This window comes from Microbacterium sp. BDGP8 (genome assembly GCF_029991045.1).
Classification (GTDB): Bacteria; Actinomycetota; Actinomycetes; order Actinomycetales; family Microbacteriaceae; genus Microbacterium; species Microbacterium plantarum.
Map to the genome: position 1 here is coordinate 837,621 of NZ_CP120712.1, position 12,922 is coordinate 850,542.

Annotated in this window: 13 protein-coding genes and 2 tRNA genes; 12 read left to right on the top strand and 3 right to left on the bottom strand. The window is 69.6% G+C overall.

Going from position 1 to position 12,922, the window contains the following annotated elements; translation table 11 throughout:
* Positions 1 to 21: 21 nt before the first annotated feature.
* The 6 genes from P6897_RS03960 to P6897_RS03985 all read left to right on the top strand — a co-directional run bounded on the left by P6897_RS03960 (position 22) and on the right by P6897_RS03985 (position 4,216).
* The gene (locus P6897_RS03960) at positions 22 to 924 is read left to right on the top strand and encodes a hypothetical protein (RefSeq protein WP_282502164.1); all 903 of its coding nucleotides are present in this window, start codon (positions 22 to 24) and stop codon (positions 922 to 924) included.
* A gap of 192 nt (positions 925 to 1,116) precedes the next feature.
* Positions 1,117 to 1,287, top strand: a complete 171-nt coding sequence (locus P6897_RS03965; RefSeq protein ID WP_282502165.1) for a LuxR C-terminal-related transcriptional regulator — start codon at positions 1,117 to 1,119, stop codon at positions 1,285 to 1,287.
* A gap of 407 nt (positions 1,288 to 1,694) precedes the next feature.
* The gene (locus tag P6897_RS03970; protein WP_282502166.1) at positions 1,695 to 2,492 is read left to right on the top strand and encodes an inositol monophosphatase family protein; all 798 of its coding nucleotides are present in this window, start codon (positions 1,695 to 1,697) and stop codon (positions 2,490 to 2,492) included.
* A 136-nt stretch (positions 2,493 to 2,628) separates the two neighbouring features.
* Positions 2,629 to 3,984, top strand: a complete 1,356-nt coding sequence (locus P6897_RS03975) for a M23 family metallopeptidase (protein ID WP_282502167.1) — start codon at positions 2,629 to 2,631, stop codon at positions 3,982 to 3,984.
* A 63-nt stretch (positions 3,985 to 4,047) separates the two neighbouring features.
* A tRNA-Thr gene (locus P6897_RS03980) sits at positions 4,048 to 4,119 on the top strand.
* A 23-nt stretch (positions 4,120 to 4,142) separates the two neighbouring features.
* A tRNA-Met gene (locus P6897_RS03985) sits at positions 4,143 to 4,216 on the top strand.
* 525 nt (positions 4,217 to 4,741) lie between these two features.
* Here P6897_RS03985 and P6897_RS03990 read toward each other — a convergent pair.
* Both P6897_RS03990 and P6897_RS03995 read right to left on the bottom strand, forming a co-directional pair.
* Complete coding sequence (locus P6897_RS03990) at positions 4,742 to 6,061, bottom strand: cytochrome P450 (protein ID WP_323987313.1); 1,320 nt, start codon at positions 6,059 to 6,061, stop codon at positions 4,742 to 4,744.
* A 62-nt stretch (positions 6,062 to 6,123) separates the two neighbouring features.
* Positions 6,124 to 7,044: a DUF368 domain-containing protein gene (locus P6897_RS03995; protein ID WP_282502168.1), complete on the bottom strand. Its 921-nt coding sequence runs from the start codon at positions 7,042 to 7,044 to the stop codon at positions 6,124 to 6,126.
* Positions 7,045 to 7,186: 142 nt separating this feature from the next.
* On the opposite strand from P6897_RS03995, the gene P6897_RS04000 reads away from it, so the two are divergent.
* From P6897_RS04000 to P6897_RS04025, 6 genes are all read left to right on the top strand, one after another.
* Complete coding sequence (locus P6897_RS04000) at positions 7,187 to 7,546, top strand: sugar ABC transporter ATPase (RefSeq protein WP_112616796.1); 360 nt, start codon at positions 7,187 to 7,189, stop codon at positions 7,544 to 7,546.
* Positions 7,543 to 9,333, top strand: a complete 1,791-nt coding sequence (locus P6897_RS04005) for a glycoside hydrolase family 15 protein (RefSeq protein WP_282502169.1) — start codon at positions 7,543 to 7,545, stop codon at positions 9,331 to 9,333. The genes P6897_RS04000 and P6897_RS04005 overlap by 4 nt, the downstream gene beginning before the upstream one ends.
* Entirely contained in the window at positions 9,323 to 10,207 is an 885-nt protein-coding gene (locus tag P6897_RS04010; protein ID WP_282502170.1) for an SMP-30/gluconolactonase/LRE family protein, read from the top strand. Before P6897_RS04005 ends, P6897_RS04010 begins: the two co-directional genes overlap by 11 nt.
* Before the next feature lie 53 nt (positions 10,208 to 10,260).
* Positions 10,261 to 11,157 (top strand): SDR family oxidoreductase, encoded by an 897-nt coding sequence (locus P6897_RS04015; protein WP_112616993.1) that lies wholly within the window; start codon positions 10,261 to 10,263, stop codon positions 11,155 to 11,157.
* A gap of 93 nt (positions 11,158 to 11,250) precedes the next feature.
* The gene (locus P6897_RS04020; RefSeq protein WP_240309688.1) at positions 11,251 to 11,745 is read left to right on the top strand and encodes a MarR family transcriptional regulator; all 495 of its coding nucleotides are present in this window, start codon (positions 11,251 to 11,253) and stop codon (positions 11,743 to 11,745) included.
* A complete protein-coding gene (locus tag P6897_RS04025) occupies positions 11,742 to 12,164 on the top strand; it encodes an organic hydroperoxide resistance protein (protein WP_282502171.1) in 423 nt (140 codons plus the stop codon). The genes P6897_RS04020 and P6897_RS04025 overlap by 4 nt, the downstream gene beginning before the upstream one ends.
* A 24-nt stretch (positions 12,165 to 12,188) precedes the next feature.
* On the opposite strand, the gene P6897_RS04030 is transcribed toward P6897_RS04025, so the two are convergent.
* Positions 12,189 to 12,884: a GTP pyrophosphokinase family protein gene (locus P6897_RS04030; RefSeq protein ID WP_112616804.1), complete on the bottom strand. Its 696-nt coding sequence runs from the start codon at positions 12,882 to 12,884 to the stop codon at positions 12,189 to 12,191.
* Between the last annotated feature and the right edge of the window lie 38 nt (positions 12,885 to 12,922).

The window sequence follows — 12,922 nt, forward strand, 5'->3', positions numbered from 1 at the left end:
GCGCGGAAGGAAACCCTGTCGATGAGCAAACCCATCACATCTCCGGAATCGAACAAGCTGCTGCGAGCCGCGATCTGGGTCGCTATCGGCGCGCTCATCGCGGCGGCGATCGTCTGCGTCGTCTGGGTGCTGATCGGGTCGGGCACCGGGATCGTCGCCCGCGCGTTCATGACAGTCCTGCTGCTCGCCGGCTTCGCAGGCATCGCGATCCTCGAGTCGCACCTCGCGGGTCGTCGCCCGGCGTGGTTCGCTCTGACGAGTATGGGCACGTGGGTCGGGGCGCTGCTCGTGGGCGCCGTCATGATCTGGCTTCCATCCCCGACCGAGAGCTTCGGCTGGGGGTACGAGCGGTTCATGCGTTTCCTGCTGGTGTTGCTCATCCTGCAGCTGGCGCTGCTGCACCTGCGACTCTTCACCAAGGCCTACCTGCGCAACCCCACGACCTTCCTGTCGATCGTCACCTATGTGACGATCGCCTTCCTCGGCATCGTGGCCGTCATGCTCATCGTGCCGTTGGTCGGAGGGGAGTGGTTCGACTTCCTGCCGATCTACTGGCGGGTCGTGGTCGCACTGACGATCCTCGCCGCCGTGGGCACGGCCCTCGTGCCCCTCGTGAACGCGCTACTGATGCCTCGCGCTCCTCAGCCGGCTGCCCCGGCATGGCCGACCTACGCCGATGGCCGGACGCCTCTCCCCGTCCTCGCCGACGGATCGCCCGAGTGGCAGGCGTACTACACGGGGCGCCCCACCTACCCGCAGGGTTACGCTCCCGCGCAGCCGGCGCCGCAGGCCCCCGCGCCGACGCAGCAGTCCGCCCCCGCACCGCAGGTGGCCCCGCCGCAGCAGGCGGCCCACGCCGAGCCCGGGTACGGGGACTATCCGCCGCCTCCGCCGCTGCCCGACCAGCCCATCGCCCCGCGCTGAGGCCTTCCGCGGCCGCACGTCAGGTGATGGGCAGGGCTGCCGTCACCACCCATTCTCGCCCCTCACGCCGGGAGTCGAAAGCTCCACCGAGGAGGGCCGCCCTAGCTGATCCGAGCCCTGCAGACAGCTGAAACCGGTGCATTGCGACTGCCTACCGAGTCGGAGAAGCTGTCGGCGCGCGAGGCAGAGATCGTGCGATATCTGGCAGCGGGCCAGTCCAACGGCGAGATCGCCCGTTCGATGCACGTATCCGAAGGAACGGTCAAAGCCCACTTGAGCAACATCATGCTGAAGTGGAACGCCCGCGACCGGGTGCAGGTTCTCATCACGGCGGCGCGCTTCGGACTCGTCAGCTTCCGGTAGAGCGACTTCCTGCCGACGCGCTGATGTCCGTGTCGTCACTAGCTTCGCTGTCACGTATGCCGGCGGTTCGGAGCGAGGTGCGCCGGTGATCGTGGATCTGCCCCACGCATGGATCGTCGCTGCTGCCCTGACGACACTTCGCCTGCCCCGGTTCGGGGTGCCGTCGCAGACAGCGGCCGGCGCCGTCATCCTCATTGGGCTCGACCTCGCTAACTGGGCGGGATTGATCTGGGGGGAGCTCCGCCCGCGCGCTCCGAGAGCTGCTGACCGGTCATCTCGCTCAGGGCGGTGCGGTGGTGTGAGCCACGCATGATGAGGAGGCGTTGCAGGCGATCGAACCCCGAGTCCTCGACCTGGGCGATCCGGCTTCGAGGCTGGCCTCCGGCACGACCGCGTAGCGTGGAGGCATGGTGGATGCCCGAGAGCTCGAAGACCTGGCCGTCGACATCGCCCGCGAGGCGGGTGCGCTCGCGCGCCGACGCCGCGGCGAGGGAGTCGCGATCGCCGCGACGAAGTCGGCGCTCGCCGACATCGTCACCGAAGCAGACCGCGAGGTCGAGCTCCTCATCCGCGATCGCATCGCACATGCGCGCCCCGATGACGGTTTCCTCGGCGAGGAGTCCGGCGCCGAGCGCGGCGCCAGCGGGCTGACCTGGGTCGTGGACCCTATCGACGGAACGGTCAACTACGCCTACGGCATCCCGCATTACGCCGTGAGCATCGCGGTCGTCGACGGTGAACCCGATCCTCAGCGATGGGAGGCGGTCGTGGCGGCGGTCTTCTCGCCGGCTGTCGACGAGATGTTCCGGGCGACCGCGGGCGGGGGAGCGTGGCTCGGGGATGCGCGCCTGGCGGTGTCCGAGCCGACGGATGCCGGTGCCCTCCTGGCGACGGGTTTCGGCTACGACCCGGCGACGCACGCGGGCGACCTCGCGCGACTCGGGCGGATCATGCCGGTCGCTCGCGACATCCGCCGAGCCGGCGCCGCATCGCTCGATCTCGCTTACGTCGCGGCGGGGCGTCTCGACGGCTACGTCGAGCGTGGGCTGCAGCCGTGGGACCACGCCGCCGGGGCGCTTCTCGTCGCCGAGGCGGGCGGCGTCGTCACCGGTATGCCCGGCGAGCGGCCCGGCCGTACCATGACGATCGCCGCGTCGTCGTCGCTCCACAGTCGGCTGACCGAACGGGTTTTCCACGAAAGCTGACGCGTGGATCGCGTTCCCAGCTGTAAGACGTTAGTGTTTACCCGTTCGTTATCTTCGGAACCCGAGCCGAGGGATCGAACGCAACCCGGACTGTTCCGCTGCGCACGAGCGCGCGCTGTTTTCGAGAGCCTGCGATTTGACTTCTGAGACCACTCCCACTGAGGCCGCGTCCTCGCGACCCTCGGCAGGGGAAGCCTCGGCGGGACTCACGCGGGCTGCCGGTCTCACCCGGGCACAGTGGCGGCGGCTGGCAGCTGAAGCTGAGCTCGCCGCGAAGGTCGCCGCCGTTCCGGCCGATGACGTCGCAACGATCGACGAGGCACCGCAGACGCCGGACGTCGAAGCCGTCGATTCGCAGGCCGCCGCGACCAGCGAGACCGTAGCCGACGAGATGGTCCTCACCGTCGTGGACGGCGACGCTTACGCGGGACCGGATTTCGTCGCGCCATCCCGCCGTCGTCGCACCCGCCCGGCCGCCGAGCATGCCGCCGCGCAGGGCGAGTCGTTCGGCCCGGCCGCGGTCGACTCCGCGACGACCGAGACGCCGGATGCCGATGACGCGCGCTCGCACAGCGACGCGCACGCGAGCGATGAGACGCGCAAGCCGTCCGACGCGCACGACGTCGACGAGTTCGAGTTCGCCGCGCGGCTGTTCTCCTTCACAGCGCAGACCCCGGTGCAGGTGGGCGAGGAGTCCATCGCCGAGCACCAGCAGCGCACCCGCGAGGTCACGGTCGCGCGTCCGGGTCGCCTGCGTCGCGTGGGCAAGCGAGTTGCTGCCGCATCCGTCTCGATGAGCGCCGTCGCCGCCGTCGGTCTCCTGGCCGTCGGCCTGACGAGCCCTGCCGCCGCCGTCTTCGCCTCGGGCGACACGGGTCGCGACATCACGGCCGAGGCGCCCCGGACATCCGCGTCGATCGAGCCCGAAGAGATCCAGGCGTACGTCTCGTCTCCGAACACGGGCGTCACCTTCGATCGCAGCGACACCTTCGATGTGACGTCCGTCTCGGAGATCGCGGCCGACTCGGGTGTGACCAACTTCGCCGGTACGTGGGTCAACGACCCCAACGCCGCGATCCAGTGGCCGTTCCCGGTCGGGGTTCCGATCTCGGCGCAGTTCGGCTCGGTCTCGTACCTGTCCGAGTTCTCCCGCCCGCATCGCGGTGTCGACCTGACGCCGGGGGCCGGGGCTGAGATCCACGCCGTCGCGGGCGGAACCGTGCGCATCGCGACCGAGGCAGGCGGCGACTACGGCGTGACCGTCGTCATCGACCACAACATCGACGGTGAGCTCGTCTCGACGCGCTACGGCCACATGCAGTACGGCTCGCTGCGGGTGAAGGTCGGAGACACGATCGAGCCCGGCGAGATCATCGGACAGGTCGGCAGCACCGGCAAGTCGACCGGCGCGCACCTGCACCTCGAGGTGCTCCTCGGCGGGACGACGCAGATCGACCCGATCGCCTGGCTCGAAGAGCACACGAAGCGCTGACCTGATTCGAAGTGAGGCCGCCGAGATGGTATCCTCTTCTAGTTGCCCGCTTGCGGGTAGCACGCCCCGATAGCTCAGTGGCAGAGCACTTCCATGGTAAGGAAGGGGTCGTCAGTTCAATCCTGACTCGGGGCTCGCAGCATCCTCGGATGCGATGCGGCAGGGTAGCTCAGTTGGTGAGAGCGCACGACTCATAATCGTGAGGTCGCGGGTTCAAGCCCCGCTCCTGCTACAGATGAAAACCCCCGGACGCACCGGGGGTTTTGTCGTATTCGGCAACGGCAACCGCGCGCGAAAGTCCGCGGGAACGAGAAGGCGCCCGGGACCCCTCCAGAGTCCCGGGCGCAGGTCGGACGCGAGACGAGGACCTAACTCGCGGCCGAGGGATCGAGCAGGCCCGCCCTGCTCCCCATCAGCGCTGGATCGCACCCGACGTCACGATCATGCCTCGCGTGGCAGGATGCTGGGGCGCGCCGACCATCCGTCCACCTCGAGGGAAAATGGCCGGTGAAGCAGTGAAATCGGGGCGCAACGGTGCCATTTGCGAGCTACGTATGGGCTGAATTTCCGCGCAGGATTTCATCCGATCGGATGACGTGGCGCCGCGCGTCCCGCAGAAACCAGAACGCCCCGTCATCGGAGGATGCGGGGCGTTCCACGATCCGGGGGGAAGATCGTCGACGTCATCGACGCTAGGGCCTCCCCGCCGGTCCGTCGAGTCGGCCTTTCGGGGGACACGTCGTCTGCCGGTGACGCGTCAGCGCCGGTGGAACGGGCAGCCGCCGCCGGTGCCCGTCGCCCGCACGCGCCCGCCCGACGCCGGCTTGGTGGGCAACCGGCGCATGTTCACGTCGAGACCCGAGTCGAGGATAGTGACATCCGGGTGGCTCATCGCCGTGATCGCCGTCGCGAGTCCGGCGATCGCGAGCTTCTCGCCAGGGCAGCGGTGGCCCGTCGCGACATCGGCACCGCCGTGGGGGATGAATGCGGGGAGAGCCTCGTAGTCGTCGACGCCGACGAAACGCTCGGGCGCGAACGAGTCGGCACGCTCCCACGAGTTCTCATCGAGGTTGGTGCCGAGGATGTCGAGGACGACGCGGCCACCCGCCGCGACGCTCTGGCCGTCGAGTTCGATATCGGCGACCGCACGCGCGGGGAGCATGGGGACGAACGGGGCCGTGCGCCGGATCTCCTGCGCGAACGCCACGGCGAGAGGCCCGCCGTCGAGCGTCTCACGCTCGGCCGCCTCCGCGGCGATGCGATCGCGCCACTCCGGACGGTCGTGGAGCTCCTTCGCGGCGAACGCCACGAAGCGCGCGACGGCGATCATCGGACGCATGCTGTTCTGCAGTTCGATGCCGGCCAGGCGGGCGGACAGCAGGACACCGGCGCGGTCCCGGTGCCAGGCCCATGCATGCAGGGCCGTTCCGGGCTCGGGCTCGAGGTCGCCGTCGCGCACCGCCTCGATGAGGTGCTGGGTGTGCCGGTCGGACCAGCGGCGATTGATCCAGGCGAGGAGGTACTCGGGGGAGTAGGGGACGCCGAAGCCGTCGACGATCTGGGCGAGACGAGCCGCCCACCGCGTCTTCGCCGCGGGCGTTCCCGGGAGTCCTGCCCACCGCATGACGGCGCGGCCGAAGGCGCCCACCGCCGCGTCGTAGGCGGAACGCTCCCCGCCGGCGAACCAGTCGTCGAGCTCGCCCTGCCATTCGGCAGCCAGAAGCGGACGCAGACGCTCGACCTGCTCGTCCTCGTAGGCGACGTCGAGGAAGGTCGCCTTGCGGTGCCGGTGGTCCTCGCCGTCGAGGCTGTGAACCGAACCATGCCCGAACAGGGTCTCTTGCACGATTCCGGGCATCGCCCCGTGGCGCCGGACCCGCTCCTCGTCGTAGAACACCTCGACGCCCTCCGCGCCGCGGACGAAGACGGTCGGGTCGCCGAGCAGGCCCATCGGAGCCGAGCGGGCGCCAGCCCGTACGCGACTCCAGATGCGGTCGCCGAATCGGTACCCACGCAGCAGGAGCTGAGGGGAGTCGTCGGTCAGCGTGCGTGCAGCGGCGGCGATCGAAGACATCATGTCTCCACGCTCACACGTCGGGTCCGATGAGCCGAGGGGGAGGCGGATCGGACCGCCGTGTGCTAGCCCGCGGCTCCGGATTCGAGGCGCCGCGCGGCCCGCCGCAACACGGCCGACTCGATCAGCAGCACGCCGCCCACCGCCGCCGCGCCGAGCACCACCAGGAGGAGCGCCGGCAGCGCGTCGGGCCCGGGGGCCTGGACGGCGCCGCCCTCCTGCCAGGGCCACAGCGCCCGGAGCGAGCCGATCATGAGGCCGGTCATCGTCGCGAGCATGATGCGCCGACGATGGACGAGCAGCCACTGCAGCACCGAGACGAACAGGCCGAGACCGATCATGGCGCCGAGGATGAAGACGCCCAGGTAGAGGAAATCGCGCTCGTTGACGGCGGCCAGCGTCGGCGCGTACATCCCGACGGCCAGCAGGAGGAACGACCCCGAGACGCCGGGCAGCACCAGAGCGCACACGGCGAACGCCGCCGCGAGTGCGACGACCGGGAGAGGAGGGTCGAGGGGGTCGACCTGGGGGAGGCTCGTGAGGGCAAAGCCGGCGACCGCGCCGACGAGGGCGACGGCGTACTCGCGCATCCGCCACCGGCCGCCGACCATGCGGATCGGCACGACGAGCGACGCGAGGATGAGCCCGGCGAACAAGGCGCGTGAGGCGACGGGCTCGGCCTCGATGATCGGGGCGAGGACGGCGGACGCGACGAGGACGGCGGTGATCATGCCGATGCCGACCGGCAGCACGACGGACCAGCGCACGGCGGCCAACTCGGCACGAGCGCGCGTCAGCCCGCGGCCTCGCACGCCGTCCGCGACACCACGGGCGACCCCGCGGGCGAGGTGGCCGGCCGACTCGATGAGCGTCTCGTAGACGCCGATGATGAGCGCGACGGTGCCGCCGCTGACTCCGGGAATGATCTCGACGGTTCCGATGAGAGCGCCGCGTCCGGCATCCAGCAGCATTCGGGCGACGGGCATGGGGGACCTCCGGGAAGAGCGGGGACGGAGCGTGCCAGCCTACCGACGGCACCTGAGCGATCGAGGGGTGCGCGCGTTACCGCGCACTCCGGCCCGGTGCAAGTGGCTCGACGGATTCGCCGCCCCGCCGCATCGTGGAGGCATGTCCAACGCATTCAACGACGACCTCGCCCGCCCCGCCGCAGCCGAGGATGCCGGCATCCAGCCGCTGCGCGACGGCGATGCGACCAGCGTGGCCGACCCCGACCTCGACCCGGCCCAGCGCGAGTGGGACCGCACCGACGCGATCGACGAGGCGCTCGACTCCGGCGTCGACCCCGCCGAACTCGATGTCGCGACGGCGACGAGCGACGACCCGGCGCACATCCCGTCGGACGAAGACGAGATCCCCGCAGAGGACCTGCCCACGGGATACGCCCAGCCGGAGACCCAGGGAGACGACCCGGTCATCGCCGAACTCGGCGAGGACGGCGAGGGCGACATCAACGACGAGGGCATGTGACCCCGGGGATCGAGTCGTACGCGCCGATCGGCGACGGCCGCACCGTCGCGCTGATCGGTCTCGACGGCAGCGTGGATTGGCTGCCGCTCCCCGATCTGACCTCGACGCCCGTCTTCGCGCGCCTGCTCGATCGCGAGACGGGCGGATATCTCGAGCTCGCGCCCACGGAGGATTTCGAGACCACCCGTCGGTACGTGCCCGACACCAATGTTCTCGAGACGACGTTCACAACGGCTCGCGGGTCCGTGAGAGTCACCGACGCCATGGTGTCGGGAGTCGCCGGGCGGATGCCGTGGGCGGAGCTGGCTCGTCGCATCGACGGGCTCGAGGGCACCGTGCCGATGGCCTGGCGCATCCATCCCGGTACTTCGCTGCGTACGGCGTCGCCCTGGATCGAGCGCACTCAGCACGGCGACGTCATCCGCAGCGGCAAGACCGCTCTCGTCGTCGTGGGGTTCGAGCACGGGCCCGAGGCTCCCGATCCCGACGGCACGAGCGGCCCCCGCCTGACCGGCTCGTTCACCGCCTCGAAGGGTTCGCGTCACCTCATCGCGCTCGCCGCGACGCACGACGAGCCCCTGCACCTTCCCGACCCCCGTAACGTCGACGTCGGCATCGACCGGACGATCGACAACTGGCGGCACTGGTCCGAGGTCTTCTCGTACGAAGGCCCCTGGGAGGAACGCATCCAGCGCAGCGCGCTCGCCCTCAAGCTGCTCATCTTCAGTCCCACCGGCGCGATCGCCGCTGCCGCCACCACGTCGCTGCCCGAGAATCCCGAGGGCGGCAAGAACTGGGATTACCGCTACGCCTGGGTGCGCGACCTCGCCTACACCGCTCACGCGCTCGTGCGCTTCGGTCTCCGCGAGGAGACGCACGCGGCACTGTCATGGATGCTGCGCACCATCCGCGAGCACGGGCCCGAGCTGCACGTCATGTACACCTTAGGCGGCGAACTCGTGCCCGATGCTCAGGACTACCCCGTGCCCGGCTGGGGAGGCGTCGGTCCGGTCGTCACGGGCAATCCAGCGCGCGAGCAGCTTCAGCTCGGCGTCTACGGCGACCTCATGGCGATCTGCCGGACGTACGTCGATGCGGGGAACGTCCTGGACATCGGTACGGGGCGGATGCTGGCGGGCGTCGCCGACCGCACCTGCGACCTGTGGCGCAATCCCGACTCGGGAATGTGGGAGCTGCCGGAGGAACGGCACTACACCTCCTCGAAGATGGGATGCTGGAAAGCCCTCGACGACGCCGTCGCGCTCGCCGAGAGCGGCGCGATCCCCGGGAGCGCCGAGCGGTGGAAGGCCGAGCGCGAGCGCATCCGGCTCTGGATCGACGAGAACTGCTGGTCCGAGGCGAAGTCGGCCTACGCCTTCTACGCGGGTTCGGACGAGCTCGACGCCTCCGTGCTGCTGCACGCGCCCACCGGCTTCGACCGCGGCGAGCGGATGTCGACGACGATCGACGCCCTCACCGACGAACTGGGCGCCGGCCCGCTGCTGTACCGCTACAGCGGGGTGTCGGCGGAGGAGAAGACGTTCGTCGCCTGCGCGTTCTGGCGCGCCGAGGCGCTGGCGTGCGTCGGCAGGCATGACGAGGCGCTCGACCTCGTCGACCAGCTCGTCGCCCTCGCGAATGACGTCGGCATCTACGCCGAGATGATCGACGCTGACGACGGCACCGCCTGGGGCAACACCCCGCAGGCCCTCAGCCACCTCGCGTTCATCGCGACGGTCCTCACCATCCGCGACGTCGTCCCCGAGGAGGCCCTCCGTGGCAGATGAGATCGGAGTGTTCCGCGACACTCGTGCCGTGCTCGTCGAGAGCATCTGGTGGGACGACCGCACCGACGAGGTCGTGTGGGTCGACATCACCGCAGGGCTGCTGCATCGCGGCCCGCTCGACGGGGCGGTCGACGGCAGCGACGACCGGGTCGTCGAGTTGCCCCCGCCGCTATCGGCGGTGCAGCCGGCCGCCGGAGGCGGCTACATCGCGGCACTGAAGGACCGCGTCGTCCTTCTCGACGCGGACGGCCGTATCGAGCGCGACCTCGCCTCGCTGCGTCACCGCCACGACGGCATGCGGCTGAACGAGGGCAAGGTCGACCCGTTCGGCCGCTTCATCGTCGGCGCCATGGAGCTCACGACTGACGACCCCGATGCGGCGGTATGGTCGGTCGACCCGGACGGCGACGTGCGGGTGCTCGGCGGCGGCTACGGAATCGCGAACGGTATGGAGTGGTCCGACGACGGGCGCACGATGTACATCACCGACACCGCGACCTCGACCGTCTACCGCGCGTCCTACGGTCCCGCCGGCGAGCTCGGAGAGCTCGAGCCCTACCTTGTCGGCCGGTCGAGTGACGGGCTGGTAATGGCGACCGACGGCTCGTTCTTCAACGGGCTCTATGGCGAGGGCATGGTGGCGCGCTGGAGCGCCGACGGAGACCTCGTCGAGGAGAGCACGATGCCCGTGCCCAACATCACCTCCGTCGCGTTCGCCGGGCCCGACCTCGACGTCCTCCTCGTCGGATCGGCGCGCGAGAACCTCACCGAGGAGCAGCTGCAGCGGCATCCTCTCTCGGGCGGCATCCTCCGCCTCGAACCCGGCGCGACCGGCCGCCCCATCCACACGTTCGGGTCTCCGTCGATCGCCTGATCGACGGACCCGAGTGACGACCACCCCCAGGAAGACCGATGGAAGGAGACACCATGTCCCGTGACCAGTACACCTTCGTCAACCCCGCCGAGCTGTACGCGGACATCGAGCCCGAGAAGCAGCACATGGACGAGCCGGGCCTCGACGCCGACCTCACGCCGAAGGCCGATCTCGGCGAGGAGAGCTACCGTGGCAGCGGCCGCCTGACCGGGCGCAAGGCGCTCATCACGGGCGGCGACTCGGGAATCGGCGCCGCTACCGCGATCGCCTTCGCGCGCGAGGGTGCCGACGTGGCCATCTCGTACCTTCCCGAGGAGGAAGAGGACGCGCAGCGCATCGCCGGCATCCTGAAGGATGCGGGTGTGACGGTGGCGCAGCTTCCCGGCGACCTGCGCGACCCGGAGTACTGCCGCTCGCTCGTCGCCGACACGGTCTCGGCGCTCGGCGGCATCGACATCCTCGTCAACAACGGCGGCAAGCAGATCTTCCAGTACGAGCTGGCCGATCTGACCGACGAGCAGTTCGACGACACCTTCAAGACCAACGTCTACGCGATGTTCTGGATCACCAAGGCCGCGCTGCCGCACCTGCCGGCAGGTGCCTCGATCATCAACACCACGTCGATCCAGGCCTACTCGCCGTCCGAGACGCTCGTGGACTACGCCTCGACGAAGGCGACGATCAACACGTTCACCAAGGCGCTCGCCCAGCAGCTCGCGCCGAAGGGCATCCGCGTCAACGCCGTGGCGCCGGGGCCGATCTGGACGCCGCTCCAGCCGAGCGACGGCCAGCCGCAGGAGAAGATCGACAGCTTCGGCGAGGAGACCCCGCTGGGACGTATGGGTCAGCCGGCGGAGCTCGCGCCCGCCTACGTGTTCCTCGCGTCGGCAGAGTCGAGCTACGTCGCGGGGGAGACCCTGAACGTCAACGGCGGAATGCCCACGCCCTGACGTCATCGCTGACGAGTGCGCCGGTGGCCGCGGCTGCCGGCGCACTTTTCCAGCATATTGATTGCGCACAACCTAGTTGTGTACAGTGCATGTATGGAACCGACGCAGCACATGGTCTGCTTCTCGCTCTACGCCGCGTCGCGGGCAACGACGAAGGCGTACGCGGCTCTCCTCGAGCCGCACGGACTGACCTACCCGCAGTACCTCGTGCTCGTGCTGCTGTGGAACCGCGACGGCCGCAGCGTCAGCGACCTGGGCCAGGCGCTCGACCTCGATTCCGGCACGCTGTCGCCGCTGCTGCGCCGGATGACGCGTGACGGCCTGGTGGAACGGGGTCGCGACAGTGTCGACGAGCGCGTCGTGACCGTGTCGCTCACCCCCCGAGGCCGCGAACTGCGCTCGGAGCTCGCCCACGTGCCCGCCTGCATCGCGCAGGGGATGGGCGTCACCGTCGATGGTGCCCGGCAGCTGATCGCCGCCCTCACCGAGTTGGCGGACGGGATGCGCGACACCGCCACCGATCTGCGCGCGGATACCCGCGCGACGAAGACCACCCCCGAAAAGGAAATGAAGGAGGAGCACGCATGAGCGCTCTCTACACCGCCGAAGCACTCTCGACGGGCGCCGGCCGCAACGGGCACGTCCGCACCACGGACGGCCGGGTCGACCTCGAGATGGCCATTCCGAAGGAGATGGGGGGTTCGGGCAGCGGCTCGAACCCCGAGCAGCTCTTCGCCGCCGGCTACGCCGCCTGCTTCCACTCCGCCCTGCAGATGGTGGCGCGCTCCAAGAAGATCGACGTGACCGACTCGGCCGTCGGCGGCCAGGTGCAGATCCACCCCACGGATGCCGGCGGGTTCTCGCTCTCGGTCGTCCTCGAGGTCGTGCTGCCCGGCGTCGAGCGCGAGGTCGCCCAGGAGCTCGCGGACGCCGCGCACCAGGTGTGCCCGTACTCGAACGCGACCCGCGGCAACATCCCCGTCGAGATCACGGTCTCGGAGGACTGATCCCCGCGTCCCCGCGTCGCGCGCTCAGATGCGCACGACGCGGGGACGGTGCCGCACCTCGCGGTGCAGGCGCTCCATCTTCGCGTCGAGCTCGGCCGCCGTCTCGGCGGCATCCTTCAGCTCCGCGGTCAGCTCCGCCGGCACGTTCGCGGCGAACTTGTAATAGATCTTGTGCTCGAGGCTCGCCCAGAAGTCCATCGCAATGGTGCGGAACTGCACCTCGACGGGCACGGTGATGCGTCCGGTCGAGAGGAAGACGGGCACCTCCACGATCGCGTGCAGGCTCTTGTAGCCGTTGGGCTTGGGTTCAGCGATGTAGTCCTTGACGGTCCGGACCTCGATGTCGTCCTGGGCCGTGAGCAGGTCGAACAGGCGATAGGCGTCCTGCGTGAAGCTGCAGGTGACGCGGACGCCGGCGATGTCGGTGATGTGCTCGCGGATCGACGCGAACTCGGGTTCGACCCCCTTCCGGACGACCTTCTCCACGATGCCGTCGGGTGACTTCAGCCGGCTCGAGAGGTGCTCGATGGGGTTGTAATCGTGCAGCTGCTGGAACTCGTCGCGCAGGATCTGCAGCTTCGTCTCGATCTCCTGCATGCCGAAGCGGTACTCCAGGAGGAACTGCTGGAACTCGTCGCGCAGGCTCCGGAGCTCCTGTGGCGTGAAGTTCTGGAGACCGTCGGTGATCGAGAGCGGGGGCACGGAGCTGCCGGTCGTCATGGCACCGACGGTACCGATCCGGCATCGGCGGCGGCTGT

Excerpts from the sequence above, each read along its gene's own strand:
- P6897_RS03960 (WP_282502164.1), top strand. The coding sequence starts at position 22 with ATGAGCAAACCCATCACATCTCCGGAATCGAACAAGCTGCTGCGAGCC.
- P6897_RS03970 (WP_282502166.1), top strand. The coding sequence starts at position 1,695 with ATGGTGGATGCCCGAGAGCTCGAAGACCTGGCCGTCGACATCGCCCGC.
- P6897_RS03990 (WP_323987313.1), bottom strand. The coding sequence starts at position 6,061 with ATGATGTCTTCGATCGCCGCCGCTGCACGCACGCTGACCGACGACTCC.
- P6897_RS03995 (WP_282502168.1), bottom strand. The coding sequence starts at position 7,044 with ATGCCCGTCGCCCGAATGCTGCTGGATGCCGGACGCGGCGCTCTCATC.
- P6897_RS04000 (WP_112616796.1), top strand. The coding sequence starts at position 7,187 with ATGTCCAACGCATTCAACGACGACCTCGCCCGCCCCGCCGCAGCCGAG.
- P6897_RS04015 (WP_112616993.1), top strand. The coding sequence starts at position 10,261 with ATGTCCCGTGACCAGTACACCTTCGTCAACCCCGCCGAGCTGTACGCG.
- P6897_RS04020 (WP_240309688.1), top strand. The coding sequence starts at position 11,251 with ATGGAACCGACGCAGCACATGGTCTGCTTCTCGCTCTACGCCGCGTCG.
- P6897_RS04025 (WP_282502171.1), top strand. The coding sequence starts at position 11,742 with ATGAGCGCTCTCTACACCGCCGAAGCACTCTCGACGGGCGCCGGCCGC.
- P6897_RS04030 (WP_112616804.1), bottom strand. The coding sequence starts at position 12,884 with ATGACGACCGGCAGCTCCGTGCCCCCGCTCTCGATCACCGACGGTCTC.